14 protein-coding genes are annotated in these 19,208 nt (G+C 46.6%); 6 read left to right on the forward strand and 8 right to left on the reverse strand.

What is annotated here, in order from left to right; genetic code table 11:
- Positions 1–21: 21 nt before the first annotated feature.
- The 5 genes from AB4111_RS06025 to AB4111_RS06045 form a co-directional block, all read right to left on the reverse strand.
- The gene (locus AB4111_RS06025) at positions 22–876 is read right to left on the reverse strand and encodes a carbohydrate ABC transporter permease (protein ID WP_442031587.1); all 855 of its coding nucleotides are present in this window, start codon (positions 874–876) and stop codon (positions 22–24) included.
- A 36-nt stretch (positions 877–912) separates the two neighbouring features.
- A complete protein-coding gene (locus tag AB4111_RS06030; RefSeq protein ID WP_442030838.1) occupies positions 913–1,794 on the reverse strand; it encodes a carbohydrate ABC transporter permease in 882 nt (293 codons plus the stop codon).
- Positions 1,795–1,974: 180 nt separating this feature from the next.
- A complete protein-coding gene (locus AB4111_RS06035; protein ID WP_442030839.1) occupies positions 1,975–3,288 on the reverse strand; it encodes an extracellular solute-binding protein in 1,314 nt (437 codons plus the stop codon).
- Positions 3,289–3,543: 255 nt separating this feature from the next.
- Complete coding sequence (locus AB4111_RS06040) at positions 3,544–5,631, reverse strand: acyltransferase family protein (RefSeq protein WP_442030840.1); 2,088 nt, start codon at positions 5,629–5,631, stop codon at positions 3,544–3,546.
- Positions 5,632–6,206: 575 nt separating this feature from the next.
- On the reverse strand, positions 6,207–6,767 hold the full coding sequence (locus tag AB4111_RS06045; protein WP_442030841.1) for a flavin reductase family protein: 561 nt from the start codon (positions 6,765–6,767) through the stop codon (positions 6,207–6,209).
- Between the two features lie 232 nt (positions 6,768–6,999).
- Between AB4111_RS06045 and catA the strand changes: the two genes are divergently transcribed.
- Positions 7,000–7,647, forward strand: a complete 648-nt coding sequence (catA, locus tag AB4111_RS06050; RefSeq protein ID WP_442030842.1) for a type A chloramphenicol O-acetyltransferase — start codon at positions 7,000–7,002, stop codon at positions 7,645–7,647.
- An 83-nt stretch (positions 7,648–7,730) separates the two neighbouring features.
- Here catA and AB4111_RS06055 read toward each other — a convergent pair whose 3' ends face one another.
- Complete coding sequence (locus AB4111_RS06055) at positions 7,731–10,370, reverse strand: adenosylcobalamin-dependent ribonucleoside-diphosphate reductase (RefSeq protein WP_442030843.1); 2,640 nt, start codon at positions 10,368–10,370, stop codon at positions 7,731–7,733.
- A gap of 322 nt (positions 10,371–10,692) precedes the next feature.
- Between AB4111_RS06055 and AB4111_RS06060 the strand changes: the two genes are divergently transcribed.
- The 3 genes from AB4111_RS06060 (at position 10,693) to AB4111_RS06070 (ending at position 14,813) form a co-directional block, all read left to right on the forward strand.
- The gene (locus tag AB4111_RS06060; RefSeq protein WP_253433417.1) at positions 10,693–12,456 is read left to right on the forward strand and encodes a DEAD/DEAH box helicase; all 1,764 of its coding nucleotides are present in this window, start codon (positions 10,693–10,695) and stop codon (positions 12,454–12,456) included.
- Positions 12,457–12,459: 3 nt separating this feature from the next.
- The gene (locus AB4111_RS06065) at positions 12,460–13,653 is read left to right on the forward strand and encodes a YqhG family protein (protein ID WP_442030844.1); all 1,194 of its coding nucleotides are present in this window, start codon (positions 12,460–12,462) and stop codon (positions 13,651–13,653) included.
- A gap of 203 nt (positions 13,654–13,856) precedes the next feature.
- The gene (locus tag AB4111_RS06070; protein WP_442030845.1) at positions 13,857–14,813 is read left to right on the forward strand and encodes a hypothetical protein; all 957 of its coding nucleotides are present in this window, start codon (positions 13,857–13,859) and stop codon (positions 14,811–14,813) included.
- 155 nt (positions 14,814–14,968) lie between these two features.
- Here the strand turns inward: AB4111_RS06070 and AB4111_RS06075 are convergent, their stop codons facing one another.
- A complete protein-coding gene (locus tag AB4111_RS06075) occupies positions 14,969–15,187 on the reverse strand; it encodes a YqzE family protein (protein WP_253433408.1) in 219 nt (72 codons plus the stop codon).
- 194 nt (positions 15,188–15,381) lie between these two features.
- Here AB4111_RS06075 and AB4111_RS06080 point away from each other — a divergent pair, with 194 nt between their 5' ends.
- A complete protein-coding gene (locus AB4111_RS06080; RefSeq protein WP_442030846.1) occupies positions 15,382–16,167 on the forward strand; it encodes an N-acetylmuramoyl-L-alanine amidase family protein in 786 nt (261 codons plus the stop codon).
- Here AB4111_RS06080 and AB4111_RS06085 read toward each other — a convergent pair.
- The gene (locus tag AB4111_RS06085) at positions 16,142–16,981 is read right to left on the reverse strand and encodes a divergent polysaccharide deacetylase family protein (protein ID WP_442030847.1); all 840 of its coding nucleotides are present in this window, start codon (positions 16,979–16,981) and stop codon (positions 16,142–16,144) included. The two genes, AB4111_RS06080 and AB4111_RS06085, sit on opposite strands and share 26 nt — an antisense overlap.
- A gap of 408 nt (positions 16,982–17,389) precedes the next feature.
- On the opposite strand from AB4111_RS06085, the gene AB4111_RS06090 reads away from it, so the two are divergent.
- On the forward strand, positions 17,390–19,084 hold the full coding sequence (locus AB4111_RS06090; RefSeq protein WP_442030848.1) for a carbohydrate-binding protein: 1,695 nt from the start codon (positions 17,390–17,392) through the stop codon (positions 19,082–19,084).
- Positions 19,085–19,208 lie beyond the last annotated feature (124 nt).

Consider the following 19,208-nt stretch of genomic DNA (forward strand, 5'->3'; position numbering starts at 1 on the left):
CTCCTCTGGATGCGCTTTCGCTTATCCTTTAACAGCTCCGGCTGTCATGCCTTTCATAACCTGTTCCTGGAATACGAGATACAAGATAATGGTTGGAATGACCGACAGGGTCATGGCAGCAAGTGTTAACCCGTAATCGGTTTGATACCCGTCCGCAAAGTTCGCAATGGCCAGCGGTAACGTTTTCAATCCGGTCTTGTTGATGAATACAAGCGCAAATGAAAAGTCATTCCACGCATGCAGGAAACTCAGAATCGTAACCGTAGATAACGCAGGTACGGACATGGGCAGCATGATTCGGGTAAACAGCCCCCAAAGTCCTGTTCCATCAATGAATGCTGCCTCTTCAATATCACGTGGAACACTTGTCAGATAGGCAGTAAGCACGAAAATAGCTGTAGGCAATGCAAAAGCCGTATAAGGTAATATTAATGCCCAATACGTATTTAGCAGGGACATCTGTTTCATCAAAATGAATAAAGGGACAAGTGTACTATGGATCGGAATGAGCATACCTACAACAAAGAAGGTCATGATTAACCCTTTCCAGCGAAACTGGAAACGAGCCAGAATGAATGAAGACAGCGCTGCAATAAACAGCGTCAGAATAAGTGATCCAATCGATACAATGAGTGAATTGCCAAAAGCAGTCCCCAGCCTGGAGCTTTCCCATGCATTGCTGAAATTGGCTACATTCCAGTTTTCCGGCAGACCAAAGGGCCTGCTATAGAAATCTTCATTCGTTTTGAACGCACTAATCACGAGCCAGTAGAACGGATACAATGTTAAAATACCATAGACCGTTAGCAGCGTCCAAACAATTCCGCTGCGGAGGCGGCGAATCGGATGGCCCGAGCCGCTTCGTGGTGATGGCATGGATATAGGTGTCGCACGCATGATAGCTCCTCCTCTCTATTGATTCTCTTTTCGTTTGCGACTGGTCACCCACTGGCTTGTTCCGATCAGCAGCAGGGAGATCAGTACGATGGTTGTTGAGATCGCACTACCGAAACCATAACGGTATGTTGTAAAGGTCGAATTGTACATATACGTTGCGAGCAGTTCTGTTGCATGTGCCGGACCACCCTTGGTCATGATGTAGACCAGATCGAAGGATTTCAGACTACCCGAGATACATAGAATGATCGCAACCTGAACCGTCCCCCAGATCATGGGCAAAGAGACGGATACCAGCTTTCGGATGCCTGAAGCACCGTCTATTTTGGCGGCATCATGAATCTCGGCTGGAATATTCTGCAGTGCGGAGATGAAGATAATCAGATACAACCCCACAAAGCTCCAGAGTAGCGGCGGTACCAATGAGAAAATGGCAATCTTGTCATCGGAAAGCCATTGCAGCTTCCAACTCTCCAACCCCAGTGCATCCAGCAGAAAGTTCAATATCCCGATCTGCGGATGATAGATATACTGCCAGATCATACCGATCACTACAGTGGATAGTACCATCGGCAGAAATACGGCTGAGCGTAGAAATCGCTGTAGTGGATTACTTTTGTGTAATATGACCGCGAGCATCAGTGCTAACGGAATTTGTCCAAATACGGATGCCAACACAAAAATAACGTTATTTTTCAGTGCCCGCCAAAATACAGGATCGTGCCAGATCTCTACGTAATTATCCATACCAATATATTTGGATGCGCCGATGCCGGACCAGTTGAAGAAACCATAGTACGCCGACCATACGACCGGTACAAATACAAACAATGCATAAATGATAACTGCCGGGGCCAGACCCAGCATAATAAAACGCCGACTGCGCAGTGCGTTCATCTGTTCACTTCCCTTCCATAAATGTCTGTACTGAACTGCAACTGACTATGTTATCCATACTTAAAGACCCCTCCCCTGCCGGGAAGGGGTTTTAACGAATAACCAGCTAATATGCGATGCGATGTGATGAGTTCATTGAATCTTCATCGCATCGCAATCGCTATCTAGTTTGACGCATGATTACTGACTAACTGCATTGGCTTGAGCCGCCTGAATTTTGGCCGCAATATCTTCGGCTTTACCTCCCATGAGCAACTCTTGCAAAGCATTGTTAATAACCTCAACCGTTGCCGATCCCAGCTTGGAATCGTATACTGGCGTAATATTTACTTCCTGCATCAGATCATATAATTCAACGAACAATGGATGCGCCTTGGTTTTGTCCAGATCGATCTTGTAACTCACCAATGTGCTGCTATCCAATGTGGCCTTCTGACCATCTGGTCCTGCCAGTGCGTAGAACAGCTCCATCGCCGCCTCTTTTTGTGCACCGCTCAGCTTTTTACTTACACCCAACCCGGTTCCCACAACACCGGATGTTGTTCTTGGTTCTCCCTTACCTCCGTCCACTGGAGGAAGGATTGTAATATGTGTGTTGTTCAGCACCTCTTCAGGTGCATTGTTCACCAGATTAGCCAAGGCCCATCCGCCGTTCATGACCATCGCTGCCTTACCTTGAAAATAAAGCTGCATCATCTGTGTCTCATCGATACTGTTGAATCCATCCTGGAACGCCTTGCTGTTGCCAAGCTCCTGCATTTTGTTCAGGGCTTCAATAAATGGTGGATCGGTAAAACTTGCACCATCCTGTGCCGTCGCTTTGAGGAACCAGTCTGTGCCGGTGATCCGGTCGGCCAGGGTACTGAATATGGTCGATTGTGCTACCCAGTTGGCCTTGTTGCCAAGCGCCATGGGAATGACTTTATTTTGATTAAACGTAGCAATCGTTTGTTCCAGTTCCGCCCAAGTCTCAGGCACTTTCACGTTGTACTGCTTGAAAAGAGCTTCATTGTAATAGATGAAGGAACTCGGCGCCAGATTCATGGGCACAGAATAGATATTTCCGTCCACTGTGTATCCATCTAATGCATTCGGAATAAAGTTGTCTTTCCACTCCGGCTTCGCGTCCAGCTCTGCATTAATAGGCTGTAACAGGTCCCCTTTTACAAATTCCTTAGTCATGGCATCCGGCCACATCACGAACAGGTCTGGCATCTCGTTGGCAGCTGCCACCGTGCGAAGCCGGGTTTTGAGACCATCTGTAGGCAGTCCTTCATCCACGACTTCAATATCTGGATGTGCGGCGCGAAAATCTTCAATAATTTGGCGCATGGCAACCGCCTTTGCATCCTGTCCAGTCCAGTTGTGCCAGAGTGTGACGGTTACTTTGTCATTGCCGCTGCCTCCTTCTGAAGTGTCTCCGCCAGCACAGCCAGCAAGAATAATGGAGAACAACGTTATTGCTAGAAAACCCGAAAGCCATTTTTTCAACATCTCTATATTCCCCCTCGGCGATTTGATTACACTTATTGTAAATGGTAACGTTATCATACCGTAAGGTGACGATCCACGGATGCAGGGGTGAAAAATATCGGTTCCCCTGTTTGGAACTTACATTGCTGACTTATTGTTCATAACAACTAAAAAGAGCCCTCACAATGAGAGCTCTTTCTTGTTGCAGCCATCGGCTGCTTGAACCTGGTCTATATAATGAATAAGTGCTAAATCCTATTGAATATGGACTACGTATTATTGGATACTGTTCTTCACTAATTCTGCAAAAGCTTCCGACCCTTGCGTAGTGAGATGTACACCGTCTTTTTCAAAGTATTCGTCATGTCCTTCACTTGCACTGTTCCAGTCGATCAGCGAGACATTGCTGTAGTTGGATGCTGCCTCATTCAATGCCCTGTTCACCGTTCGTTCCCACGGACGAGGTACGCGCACAGTCACCAGATATACCTGATCCTCATCCTTCAGATAATCAAGCACCGTATTCAAGTTTTTGGAGTTAAAGGAACCATTCGTGCCGAGCTCCAGCACCACCTTGCCGCCCATTTGGTTGTTTCGCTTCAGCCCTTCCAATACATCGCCAGCCTGCCACATCTGTCGGCCAACATGTCCGTCCACGTACACTCCCGATATACTTTGCTCCAGATAAGGTTTTGCATCCAAAATCACGGAATCTCCAATGACGGTATAATGAATCTTGCCATCCTGGGCAGGAGGAGCCGTTTCTTCATTGTCCTGAGATGAATCAGGTGCATCATCCGTTCCATCGGATGGGTTCGCTCCAGCGTTGTCCGGAGTATCATTCTCGTTAGTCACGGACTCATCAGCCGGCATATCTTCAGACTGACCGTCCTTACCAACATTCGTTGAATTGTCCTGGTCCCCAGGTTTGGAGTCTGTAGCCGACTCTTCTGTAGGCTTCTCATTTTCCCCCGGATCATCTTTCGTTCCTGCTTCCGGTTTATCACTATGAGTAGTATCATTCTTTTGACCTGAGCCCGGTGTCGCTGTAATCGCTGGCAAAACATCCTGTCCCTGTTCCTCTGCTACGGAATTCTCTCCATTCAATGTGGTGGACATCGATACCGAATGGGAGTCGGAATTCGCTGCATGCGAGACCATCATCTGAGATACCGTATAGGACAACAGCATAATCGTCATCAACAGACCTGCCCGCTTCCACCAAACATTACGTATACCAATCGATGACCGACCTCTTCCCCATAATCGGGACCAAGAATCACGGAATCCGTTGTACCGAATCGGATTTTCAATATATTTAAGGGACAATGAGGCCAGTACAACTGTTGCAGCGACCTGTAAAATGATTCGTACAGGATGTGCTCCTCCCGTATCCACCGCGGGATTAGTTAAAATAATAACAGGATAATGCCACAGATATAATCCGTAGGATCGCTCTCCAATCCAGCGTAGTGGCTTCGCTCCAATGATACGTGCCAGGAATGACGATGGGTGAGCCAATACGGCTACCAGCAACGTTGTTGCTATAGCCTGAAGTACCATGCCCCCTTGATACAGAAACGGGTCATATTCACTGCTATTCAGCATCATGTAGATTAACAAAGCAAGTGCAGCAAGTCCCGACACATCGAGCACAAGCCGGCTCATGCCAGGCAGAGAGGTCGAGAGCTTGCGACTAGGCCACACCACGGCAAGAGCAGCACCAGCAAGCAGTGCGAATGCCCGCGTGTCTGTTCCATAATATACACGGCTTGGGTCCAGATCCGGATTATACATGATGGCCATTGCGCCAGCAGACAACTCAGCTGCGACGACAATGAAAACGACCAGCCATCCCTTTCTTTTGAACACGACGATTGCTGCGATCAGTAGAAGAGGCCATATGAGATAAAATTGCTCTTCCACAGCCAGTGACCAGAAATGTCCAAACGGTGATGGAGGGCCAAAACTTTCGAAATAGGAAACGTTGTGAAAGATATACCACCAATTGCTTATGTATAATACACCCGAAACGATATCACCACGAAGCGCAGCGAGCCGGGATGGGTCTGTACAGGCCAACCAGATCATCACCACAGCTGTCATGGTCAGCATGCCTGGAAGCAAGCGCCTTGCCCGTCTTACCCAAAAATCACCGAGTGAAATGCGTCCATGTTCCTGCCACTGTGACACGAGAATATCTGTAATTAAATATCCAGAAAGAACAAAAAATATACCTACACCGAGCAGTCCGCCCGGAATAAAATCCAAATTGAGATGATACGCGATTACCGCAAGTACAGCGATGGCTCGCAAGCCATCCAGTCCGTTCATATGTCGCTTATTGTTAGGCGATTGTGACATGCATGCCCCTCCTTGTTACTGTGAGTCAACAACATCGGTGTTGGGGGCATAAAGGAACTCCTGATCGTTCTGGTTGTCATTAACATACGTATTGCACCTTCCATCTTTCATTTACAACATAAGAAAAGCCTCTGTTCGAAGCACGATCCGATGATGCTACATTCTTGGTGAATTCTATAGTCTTAAGGAAGACGTGTTGCCAGTCCATTAAGTTTTAATCATTACGATATTCTTTATATTGATTCGTGAGTTCACGTTTAGCATTATACGCCCGAAATAAGACTCATACTTTACAGGAATAGTTACAAACGATTAAACCGATGTAACCTTTCCTGCCAGCTCATATAGCTGTAAAATCATACTCTAATTTTGTCGTTAAATATAGTACTTTTCATCGAGTGGCTAAAATTACCTGTCCCGCTTGCGCAAACCAGCATACCCACGTAACCGTTCATTGAAACAATTGAATTCATAACAAAAGGCTGCCGACTTGCTCAGCAGCCACTATCCATTATAAACCTATGTCAGACCGGATTGAAAGTTTTGCTCATAATTGCTTCTTCTTGCCTAGGACCCTAGAGGTGGAACGGGTGATTCTTTTCTTCTGTCCTTGCATCCAAGATCCGATATGTTGAGCGCCCAGTGTACATTGGGATTTGCAACTTCTCCAGATCAACCATTCCATTCTCCAGAAAGTAGTTCTGATCCTGATATCGCTGCAACACTTCGCCTGCAATCCATTCATGGTCACCATATGTTGTAATATCCATAACTTTGCATTCATAGGCAAAATAAGCGTCTGTCAAAATAGGTACACTTACCTTGATTCCTTCCTCATATGGAATGCCGAATCTTGTGAATTTATCCGTATCTCTTCCACTGAACGTTCCTGCAGCTTGAATCCACTCTGATCGATGACCTGGTAGGAAATGAACACCGAATACACCACTCTTCTCGATGAGTTCATAGGAGTATGTTTCCTTACGAAGGGAGATGCCATATACGCCTGGAGATGATCCGATGTATGTATGCCATCCGGACGCCATCACATTCTGGACTCCCTCATGACGTGAAGTCACCACCGCTACCATTCCAGGATAAGAATAAAATTTGGGTTCTTCTATCGGCTGACGCATCTAATCCCCTCTCTTCTTCGTTATAAATACAACTTTCATTATAAAGTAAAGCAGCAGGTTGAAAAAGCGCTTTGCGGAGCATTACGCTATAAGCGACACATTCATTATCATGTTATACTAAGAGGGATCAATTTCTAAAAATACGATACTGGGAATGTGATAGGATATGGTCAAATCAGTCAAATATACCTCCTAAATGAAGGCATTATTCAAATTTAGGAGGTTATAACTTATGTTTAATCCAATCGTGTTAGATCAGTGGGATCGAAAGCCTTACTTTGACCACTACTTGAATCAGGTCAGATGTACCTACAGCATAACTGCTAATCTGGATATCACTCTATTGATTGCTCAAATAAAACTTAAAGGCATGAAGTTCTATCCAGCTCTTATTCATATGATCTCTACGGTCATCAATGTACACAGGGAATTTCGAACCTGTTTTGATGCTAAGGGGAGATTGGGCTACTGGGACGAGATGTCTCCGAGCTATACGATTTTTCATGAGGACGACAAACGTTTCTCAACGATCTGGACGGCATTCCATAAAGATTTCGAGACGTTCCACAATCGTTATCTGGACGATATGAACAATTACAAAGATCACAAATCATTAGTTGCCAAACCCAATGAACCACCGAATACATTTCCCGTTTCCAGTATTCCCTGGGTGAACTTTACGGGATTTAATCTGAATATTTACAATGAGGGAACCTACATGTTACCTATTTTCACGATGGGAAAATATGTTCAACAAAACGATAAAGTCTATCTGCCCTTATCTATTCAGTTACACCACGCCGTGTGCGACGGCTATCACGCGGGGGTACTATTCAACGAATTGCAAACATTGGCAGATCGTAGTCATGAATGGTGTTAGTTAGCTAAATGAACGAAGAGGCATTCCTGACTCTTGATGGAGTCATGGAACGCCTTTTCTTTTTCTCTTTTTTCAAATCCAATTTAATTGCACTTGCTATACCCACATTGGCTGCATGTTTTGCATCCTTCGACATTCATCAGGGATGCTGAGCCACATGAAGGGCACAAATCTCTCGATTCGATAAAGTTTTTTTGCTTCTCCACTTGTGGATATGCGCTCTCCACTTGGTTCTGTTCTTTCAATGCATCAGTTTCGTTTTCCTGCACATTGCTCTGTACATGACTTTCCAATGCTTTGGCGACGGCATCAGCAATTGATTCCACCCGGTTGGCCCCGAAGCCAATCGCGCCCGAACCGCCGATTCCCTTGAGATGTTTGATCAACAGTTCAACCTTATGCCCATGATCACCGTATCGAAGGAACAGAGAGCATACTCGACCGAGTGCCTCAGCCATGGCGAACACGTCCGATCCCGCTTTGCCCACGTTCAGGAAGATTTCACCCGGTGTTCCCTCCAGATCATTGATCGTAATGTAAGCCATCCCGAATGGCGTATTAATTTTGTATGTGGCACCGCGAAGTACCTGAGGGCGGCTTCTGTATTGTTTATCCAGTACTGTAGCAGATGAAGAGGCTTGATCAGAAGAAGGAGTCTCAACATCAACCTCGCTACTGAAAGATCCAACACCTACATGCCCTCCGATATTATTCGGGTTATCTATTGCAGATACGTCCGTCTTCTCTTTTGCTTCCGCCGTGTTCTGATCTTCGGAATGGGTCTCTTCCTTCTTCGACGTGGACAACACCTGCACATCCCTGCTGCCGTCACGATATATCGTTACTCCCTTACAGCCAAGGTCGAAGGCCAGTTCGTACAGCTCAGCCGTATCCTCCACCGTAAAATCAGCCGGACAGTTGGCTGTCTTCGAGATAGAGCTATCCACCCATTGCTGAATCGCAGCCTGCACACGGATATGATTCTCAGCTGACAGATCCATCGCCGTCACATAATAGTCTGGTAAAGCTTCACCCGGATGTTCATCCAGCCAATCTTGCGCAATCGGTACGAACTGTTCATCATAACCTAGACGGCTCTGACGGAAATACTTGAAGGCGAAATACGGCTCAATCCCTGTTGATGTGCCCACCATCGTACCTGTACTTCCCGTTGGCGCCTGTGTGATCAGTGTGACATTTCGAATGCCCTGTTTGCGAATGGCCTCTCCTACTTCAGGGTACGTTGCAACCATGTTTTTCATGAATCCACTCTGTAAGTACGGTTCAGCTTCGAAAGCAGGGAAAGCTCCCTTCTCTGCTGCAATCTCTGCCGATGCCAGATAAGCCTCCTTCGCCATGAATCCATACAATTTATCCAGAAATTCAAGGGATTCAGAACTGCCGTACCTTATACGCAGCTTAATCATCAGCTCTGCCAGTCCCATCGTGCCAAGCCCAACCCGGCGTTCACGCTGCTGATTCAATCTGTTTTCCTCAAAATGATATGGTGTTGCATCGATGACATTATCCAAAAATCTAGCCGAGATGCGAGTGGTTTCAGCCAGTTCATCCCATGCCACATCATCATTCGTTTCATCGTAGAATTTGGACAGATTAATTGCTGACAGATTACATACACCCCAACCAGGCAGGCCTTGTTCCCCGCAAGGATTAGTACAGATGATCGGATTAAAGTACCAGCTGTTGGACATCTGGTTATAGTACTCCATGAAAACAACACCAGGTTCTGCCGATTTCCAGGCTGATTCAATAATGGTATGCCAGATTTCGCGCGCCTTCAGCGTACGATAGTGCACCACCGAATGACCTGCGGCTTTCCATTGCTGCATATCCCCGTTCCACTCGGTGTCGTAGTCTGGATCGTTCGTATCGGGGAAAACCAAATCCCAATCTCCGTCCTGCTTGACAGCCTCCATAAAGGCATTGCTCACACATACAGACAGATTGGCATTGGTCACCTGACCCATCGTCTGTTTCACGGTAATAAAATCAAGCACATCTGGATGCCAGTCATTCATCATCAGCATGAGCGCACCCCGGCGGCTTCCGCCCTGTTCAATCAGTCCTGTCGTATAACTGAACAATCCACCCCACGATACCGAACCGCTTGATGATCCGTTGACACCTTTCACCACAGCTCGGCGAGGACGCAAAGAGGACAAATTAATGCCCACACCTCCCCCACGCGCCATAATCTCCGTCATCTCGGTCAAGGTCTTCATGATGCCACCCCGACTGTCCTGCGGAGACGGAATGACATAACAATTGAAGAGTGTCAGTTCATCGCTTGCCCCCGCTCCTGCAGCAATGCGCCCTCCGGGTACTAACTTCCAATCTTCCAACACGGAGCGGAACTTGGACTCCCACTTTGCCCGCTGATCCGCTGTGGATTCGACTGCAGCCATCGCTTTGGCAAGACGGTCCCACATCTCTTCCGGTGTTTTTTCGATGTTGAGTGTCAGTTTCTCCACGCTGGTCTCGATGATCTCTCCGCTTCGAGTCCTTACTTGTACGAGCTGACCCTGACGTTCAATGATTTCGCCCACTTCCTTGGTCGGAAACTTGGGATCATCCTTTGTTAATACCAGTACCACATCTCCGACCTTGGCATGATTCGAGTCAGCATCCTTCCAGGCGTATCGGTCCAGAAATATTTTTTCGCTGAGTCCTTCTAATTGGTACGATCGTTGGTTTGATTTCATCGCTACGTTCAACCTCCCCGAATAACGCTGCATTTTCACTATAAGAGTAAATTACGACTGAATACCACATATAGTGATTAAAAACCAGTATAATACACCATATATTGATTTTCCATGCGACTTTTATCATAGTCCTTCTTCATAGACTCCCCATACTCGAACAAGCTTCTTCACACACCCTCAGACTTACGCATACAAAACCTGTGAATTTTTTGGGACAAAAAACTGTGATATAACTTACATAGTTATGAACTGACTCTCATTCGTCCATACTATTACCTACGAATAAAACGTCATCACGTATGGCAGGGGAGGAAGCACCATGAACCGGAAAAATCCGCACCACATGAATCAAACCGTAGCCGAACTGCCCGTTCCGTTGGAATTTGATCGAAGCTGGATCAATCAGTTGGAATCGCGACTGGATAAAGGAGGCCCTTGGGGGGATTATCGACTCTTCCAACTGGGCATTCAAGCCGAAGAAACCAATCTGATTCCAAATTTTGACGAGATCCAGTGTTTGAAGCATCTACAAGGCCTTACTCCACTCCCTCACCAGATGGACACTGCACGCAGAGTATTATTTGAAATGTCAGGCCGGGCCATTCTCGCCGATGAGGTGGGTCTTGGCAAAACCATTGAAGCCGGTCTCATTCTGAAAGAATATATGGTGCGGGGTCTCGTATCCAAGGTACTTATTCTCGTGCCTGCCTCTCTTGTGCTGCAATGGGTGCGGGAGCTGAATTCGAAATTTGGCATTCCTGCCATTGCCCAGAAAAAGGCCTATTCCTGGCAGAATGAAGTGGTTGTAGCTTCCATGGATACCGCCAAACGTGACCCCCATAAAGATATGCTGCTGAATACGGATTACGACATGATCATTATTGATGAGGCCCATAAGCTCAAAAACAAGAAAACAACCAACTATCAATTCATGTTGAAATTGCGCAAAAAGTATTGTTTGTTGCTCACAGCTACACCTGTGCAGAACGATATGAGTGAGTTGTTCAATCTGATCAACCTGCTGAAGCCCGGTCAGTTGGGTCGTCAGGGTGACTTTGCGGCCAACTTTGTCGTAGACAAACGAGTTCCGAAAAATCAGGAACAGCTCAAGAACGAGTTATCCAAAGTCATGATTCGGAACCGCCGCGGAGAAGGCCCCGTTCAATTTACCAAACGGAACGTCTCCAACGTGAATCTGCAACTATCTCCCGAAGAACAAGCGCTTTATGATGGCGTGACTTCCTTTGTTAAAGATCAGTACCAGGAAGCTGGCGGCAACCTGAGCAGCATGCTCTCCCTTGTTACTTTGCAGCGTGAAGTGTGTAGCAGTCGGGATGCGGTATTCGTGACACTGGTTAATCTGTCGAAGAAACTTCCGCTGGACTCTCCCCTTCGGGACAAGATTTGGGAACTCGTTGCCCATATTAAAGCGATCAAGGAAAATACCAAAGCCGAGAAAACGATGGAACTGATTCGGAACATGAATGAAAAAGTAATTATCTTCACCGAATACCGGGCCACGCAGGAGTATCTGCTGAACTATTTCCGCAACAACGGGCTTACGGCTGTACCCTATCGGGGTGGTATGAATCGAGGCAAAAAAGACTGGATGATGGATCTCTTCCGTGGGCGTGTGCAGGCCATGATTGCAACCGAAGCGGGTGGCGAGGGCATTAATCTGCAATTTTGCCATCATATGATCAACTTCGATCTGCCTTGGAATCCTATGCGGGTAGAGCAGCGAATCGGACGGGTACACCGGCTGGGACAGCAAAATGATGTGAACATTTTCAACCTATCCACGACCGGAACCATTGAGGAACATATTCTGAATCTGCTGCATGAGAAGATCAATATGTTTGAGATGGTGATCGGCGGGCTGGATGTCATTCTGGAACGACTGGAGAAAAAGGAGTCCATTGAGAAAAGTTTGTACAAAATCATGTTGGAATCACAAAATGATGAAGATATTCGCCGTAAAATGGATTCACTTGGACAATCGCTGAACTCCATTCAACGGGAGGTTGCCGATGAAGGCCCTGCCGTATCCGGGTTGTTAGATCTCCGCAAAGGAGGTAGCTGACCCATGACCATGTCTCCCCATGAAGTGCAGGCTTATGTCCTCACCTATCTGGAAGCACTCGATTGTCAGATTATGGAGCGTTCCCCTGCCCATGTTACAGTCAAACTTTCGCCTGAGGCGGACAAAGCATTGACCAATCGCCCCTATTATTGGGGGTTCGTGGAGCGAACCGGAGCACCCGCTGAGACGATGTCCTTTACATTTATATTCGATCCTGACAGTTATCAGCAGGCTATTGAAGCAGCAGAAGCCAAAGCTGCGCAAGCATTACCTTCAATTGTACCTGACCCTGCTGAAAAGAATGGCGTAACCAACGGCAGTCCTCAAGGCGAGCCACCAAAAGAAACCATCCTGGGCCGTTATTTCGGCATTACTCCATCCATGCCACTACTGGGACCAGGACGAATATTGCGTGAAGAAGTGGTGTATGGCAGTCGCAGGCTCCAACAGATTTTCGGCGCAGCCCGTGAAGGCGGTGCCTTCGTGAATCTGTTCGAACAGGCTGCCAAACGGCAATTGCGTGCTACAGCGCCAGCCGTATATGAGCCTTGGCTCGGTGTCTGTTTCAAGGTAGAATTCGCCTGTGATTTGAAACGGGAAGAATTGCATTTTCTCGGCATCTCCCTTCGCTCGGGTGAAATTATAGAAAAATTCGGCACCAAGCTGAACCGACGTGATCTCAGTCCAAGGCTCGCGGAGAACATGCATGTGCAGACAGCTAAAGTTTCGTTATCCGATGCCGGAGCAGCTCTCGAATCTCATTTGACGAACCGCTTGTTGGAACTCGATTATAGCTGGGCCGAGAAAGCCCAAGAGCGACTTGATCTGGAACTGGACGTGTTGGACACCTATTATGAAGCAGTACTCCGAGAAGATACCCCTGAGGTAGAATTAACAGGTAACACAGCCTCAGGCATGGAAAGTGTCCATTCTAACCGCACACCACCTGTACCACTAAAAAAAGTTCTGGATATACCTAACGCTAAACCCAATGGAGCAGATGTAGAACTGGCCGCAGAGGCCGTTGTGCCGATCGATACCGAGACAGATGCCGAAGAAGAGAAAGCCAAACAGGCGGTAATCGATCGTGAAGCCATGAAATTGCAATACGAGACACGCCGGACCGAGATGATCTGGCAATATGAACCCAAAGTGAAAGTGACTGCGATTAGCAGCGGCATGTTTCACTTAAGATAGACGAAGACACTACTTTTCCTGCAAATGCTGGCAAAAGTAGTGTTTATTCATGATCAGCTACCCGACAGGTTGCGGCAACCTTTGCAGAGCCTGTCCCCTAGAATGAAACTAGGACCCTTCAGGTAACGGATAAATGAAAAGTAGGTGTGAATTTGAAACGGCTCTTCCATACGTGTTGGAACAACGCTCGGAAAACAACCTGTATGATCTTGGGTTTGCTCAGTTGTCTTGTCCTATTCTCCTTTTGGTCGATAGCCAATGCTGAAGAACAAAAAACGTCTTCACGATCTTTCGCATCATCCACAGAATATAGTCCCGAACATCATGCATTCCAGAATGACAAGCTAGTTCCCGCTGCGGTACAACGATTTGCAGAGCAACAAGCTGTTACACTTGGTACGGCAAACGCCGAAGCAAATTGGAAGAACGCCGACCTGGACTTCTACCCTCTGGGGCCGGGTACACATAGCTGGCTGGTGCAAGCTGCATTGGATGGGAAACCAATTGGATATATGATTATTACCGCCACAGAACAGGGACATCTGATACTTAGTGAATATGGTCAAGGAGAGCAGTCACCATACAACAATGAACTTCTTGGACAAGCCTTGGATCGACAACATGTGAACCTTGAGGCGTTGCTTGCTGGTGGAGGAGAGCTTCATCTTGGTTACGCTCTTCCCCTGCTGGCTTATTGGAAAGTGGAACAACCCAACCAGCCTGCACTTTATATTGATGCTACGAACGGTGATGTACTACCCTCCGAGTTACTGAAGCTTTTGGAGGCTGATTCCAGACAGGGCTCTGCGAGCATAACTAATTTATCCACTGCTCCTTCTGGTTCAGTCGGTCCACTTCATCTGCGACCCGCCTTCAATCCGGCTGACAATCTGTTGTGGATGACATCCAAACCTATTGTTGCCAATCGGGTACAAGATGTGATACAACACGAGGAGAATCAAGAGATTGTTTTCTCAGCAGATGATCGTAACGTCGTATACGGCGGTCCTCTACCCGTTAGCGGTTATCAGCTATGGCATACAGATCAGAAAGCAGAGTCCATTCTATATGTAGCGCTAGGTGGAAAAACATCCATTCAACGCTTTGTGCCTTTGAGCACTTTACAACTAGACGGTCAGTTTTACATCTTGAAGCCTTGATTCTTAGGCCCGCTAAGTAGCTCGTACTAAAAAATAAAAGTCCATTCAGATCAAGTTATAATACCTTACAACATTCACAACAAATAAGACGCCGTCCCATGTATTATAGGGATGGCGTCTTTTGAATTTACATTAGTGAAACAGGTAAGCGTTAGTCATCCTTTGCCTGAAGAACTTCGTTTATGAGAAGGTGTATCCAAATCTTTTTCCTTTTTTCCCACCCACAGGGATACAGCGAACGGAATCATACCGAACCACTTCATTGTCCAAGGCTCTTTCCTTTTGGCGCGACCTTTCCGCTCATCCTTCGGCGTATCGATATAATGAACAACCCGCTGTGTAATGTATTTTACCAATTCATCACTTTTGGCCATAACATCTGCCTCCTTCGCTCCTGCTCATTCGCGGAGCTTACGATAGTTCTATTGTGTGCAAGATACGTAATGATTAAACATTTTTTATTGAAAAGGGTATGAAAAACCTCAAAATGCACAGTCTAATGCCAAAGGTATCCAAACAGTCATTAATCTGCATCCGATACCTATTTCATGAAGGAGTGTGTATTGCCATGTATAAGCTGCTGACCGCTTCGGTAGCCTTGCTAATCAGCTTCCATTGCCTTCCCATGCTGCCCCATGTCGCTTATGGAAAAGCAGCCTATCCTGATTTTGCCGTATCCCAAAGTTCAGATCATTCCATCCCGTCACAGAACAGTCCATCCATGCTGCCGGTGACCGATGGGGATGCTTATCGTTCAAGTCATCATGCCTTTGCAGCACCGGTTATCCTGCTCGATGTAGGCCATGGCGGTATTGACGGTGGTACGTCAGCCCAAGGTGTGCTGGAAAAAGATATCAACCTCGCCATTAGCCAAAAGGTCTATCTCCTGCTTCGCAGCAAAGGTTATGCCGTTATCATCAATCGACTTGGTGATTATGCACTTAGTGATGACAATCGCTGGCTGAACAGCCGTTCGCGTCATACCAGAGATCTTGCCCAGCGTAAGAGCCTTAGCGAAGAAGTAAGTACAGATATCGTGGTCAGCATCCATGCGAACTGGAGTCCCCGATCGGCTGCACACGGCCCGGTGGTACTGCACCAGAAGGAAGGCAGAAGCTATCTGCTGGCCCAATCCATTCAGGACGCTATGAACCAATTGTTCGGAACGAAGCACGGGGTCGTGTGGGGCAAGCCCTTTTATTTATTGAATTACGTGAAGCAACCCGCCGTCATCGTCGAAACCGGATTTTTGAGCAATGCCGAAGACCGGGCCAGAATGAGTGATCCCGCTGAGCAAAAACGAATCGCCCAATCTATTGCGAACGGCATTATTTATTATCTGTCGGTAGTGTAGGAGCTGCACGCCAGTTCCACACTTCGCGCACAAGATCGCCAATACCTACAAACTCAACCTGACCCTGCAGACGGGAAATGGATTCACGAACTACAGCAGATGTGTTCATCCCGCTATGTCCGACATGACCAATGACAACACAGATATCCTTGTCGATTGCACGCTGAACTGCCAGATCCATTTGCTTGCGAATGTGTTGCTTGGTGTTTTGATCATCCAGGAAAATGTCATTACCTACAGGTGGCATATTCTTGGATATGGCCAGTTCCCCCACCACGGAGCGAAAGTTCGTACGGCTGTCTACAAAGAAAAGACCCCGCTCCTTGCATACATCGAGCACAATGGACATGATGCGTTTGTCCGAAGTAATTTTGGAACCCATATGATTGTTCATGCCAATCGCGTGGGGCACATCATCAATCGCTTTCTCCACGCGTGAGCGGACTTCTTCATCTGTTAGATTGGATGTGATTGCACCCGGGCCCAGCCATTCAGGTCTTCCTTTCTTGGGTTCCATGGGCATGTGCACAATCACATCCATCCCCTTTTCATGTGCAGCTATCGCATCTTTCTTCGTCGTTGGCAAAAAAGGCATTACCGCTACCGTTAGTTTAACTGGCATTGCCAGAATCTCTGCCGTTCCCTTCATGTTATTACCGACGTCATCGATGATAATCGCTAACCGTTTGTGATTCGATGGGGACTCTGAAGCTGCCGCTATAGGGCCTCCTGCCATAACACCAACGTAAATCATAATCAACAATGCCATGCAACCTGCAATGAATCGATAATGCTTTCTCTTTTCCTTCATCATGATTCCCTCCCCGTAAGTTTCTGTGATCTCATTGTTTGATAATGAAGGGAGTAATATGTAAGCCAAAGCCTTCCTTAAAACAACATCCCACCATTGGAGACCTCTATCTTAGCCGAGCATCTACAGCATCCCACTCTTCACCTTTGTATTCAGACAAGAATTGTCATTGAACCGTAGAAAAAAGAGATTAATTAGAATAAATACTGTAATTTGTCAGGTTTTCAGTATAGGAATTATTTAGTAGAATCAACAAATGAAAGAAGTTAGTGTGTTTCATTTCTTTCCTATGATTTGTGGAAGGGGGTTTTGAAAGGGTTTACATAAAATAAATGCCAGACTATCAATTCTTCTTAATTGTTATCCCTGGTCGCGGTTTCTCTATGTAACCATTTACCATTATCGAGGAGGATGAAAGTAGTGAAATTCAAATTCAAAAAAACGATCAATGTTTTATTGGCCTGCTTAACAGCTCTACCCCTCATGTTAAGTCCTACACAAGTTTCGGCGGCAAGTGATGCCAACATTAATTTGTCCTCGGAAAAACAACTGATCAAGGGCTTTGGGGGCATTAACCTCCCTGCCTGGATTGGTGATCTGACTCCCGCTCAACGTGAAACGGCTTTCGGTAATGACCAGAATCAGTTAGGCTTTTCAATTCTCAGAATCTACGTCGATCCAGATTCTAATAACTGGTATCGTGAAGTTGCCACAGCCAAACGGGCTATTGAAAAGGGAGCTATCGTATTTGCATCCCCATGGAATCCGCCGAGCAGCATGGTTGAAACATTCAACCGCAATGGGGACACAAATGCCAAACGTCTGAAATACGACAAATATGCCGCATATGCGCAACATCTGAATGACTTTGTAACCTATATGAAAAATAACGGCGTAGATCTGTATGCCATTTCTGTACAAAATGAACCGGATTACGCTCATGACTGGACCTGGTGGACTCCACAAGAGATTCTTCGTTTCATGAAAGAAAATGCCGGGTCCATTCAAGGTACCAAAGTCATGGCGCCTGAATCCTTCCAGTACTTAAAGAACATATCCGACCCAATCCTGAATGATCCGCAGGCACTTGCCAACATGGACATTCTGGGAGCACATACGTATGGAACCCAGATTTCGAATTTTGCCTACCCTCTCTTTAAGCAAAAAGGAGCCGGTAAAGAACTGTGGATGACTGAGGTGTATGTTCCGAACAGTGACAACAACTCAGCAGACCGCTGGCCTGAAGCACTAGACGTTTCCTATCACATGCACAATGCCATGGTAGAAGGTGATTTCCAGGCCTATGTGTGGTGGTACATCCGCAGACAGTATGGTCCGATGAAAGAAGACGGTACCATAAGCAAACGCGGATATAATATGGCCCATTTCTCCAAATTTGTACGTCCTGGCTATCTCAGAGTGGATGCAACTAAGAACCCGGATACGAATACATTCGTCTCTGCATACAAAGGTGATAACAAGGTTGTTGTCGTGGCAATTAACCGTGGAACTTCGGCCACAAGCCAAAAATTCGTTCTGCAGAATGGTAATGCCTCCACTGTATCCTCATGGGTTACGGACAGCAGCCGCAACCTGGCAAGCGGGGCTTCGCTTACCGTATCCAATGGAGCCTTCACGGCACAGCTCCCGGCTCAGAGCGTAACAACGTTTGTTGCCAACATTACTGGCGGGAATAACGGCGGAAATACAGGCAGCGGTACTACTTATGAAGCAGAGACCGGAACGACACTTACGGAAGCTGCCATTGAAACGATCTATCCTGGTTACACTGGCTCCGGGTATGTCAACTTTAATGCAATGACTGGTTCAGCCATTCAATGGAACGCTATTAACAACACGATTACAGGCACCAAAAATGTAAAGTTTCGTTATGCGCTGGAAAGCGGAACCCGTAACCTCGACATTTTTGTTAACGGAACCAAAGTCATCAGCAATGAGCCCTTTCCAGCAACGGGAAGCTGGTCCACTTGGGTTGAAAAAACAATACAGGTCCCCATGAACACGGGGACCAATACATTAAAAGTTGTGACCACCGGAACGGAAGGACCCAATATTGACAGCATTAATATTACCGCAGCGCAATAAACGTTCCGTTTGGCTGATGGAAGACCATTTGTTGTTCATGCAGCCAAGCCCTAACCTCTTGGACTCTCAAGTTCTAACGTTAGTATTTCAATCAAAAAATGCAAACAAAAAAGACTCCATAAGC

The organism is Paenibacillus sp. 2KB_22 (assembly GCF_052115745.1).
Lineage (GTDB): Bacteria > Bacillota > Bacilli > Paenibacillales > Paenibacillaceae > Paenibacillus.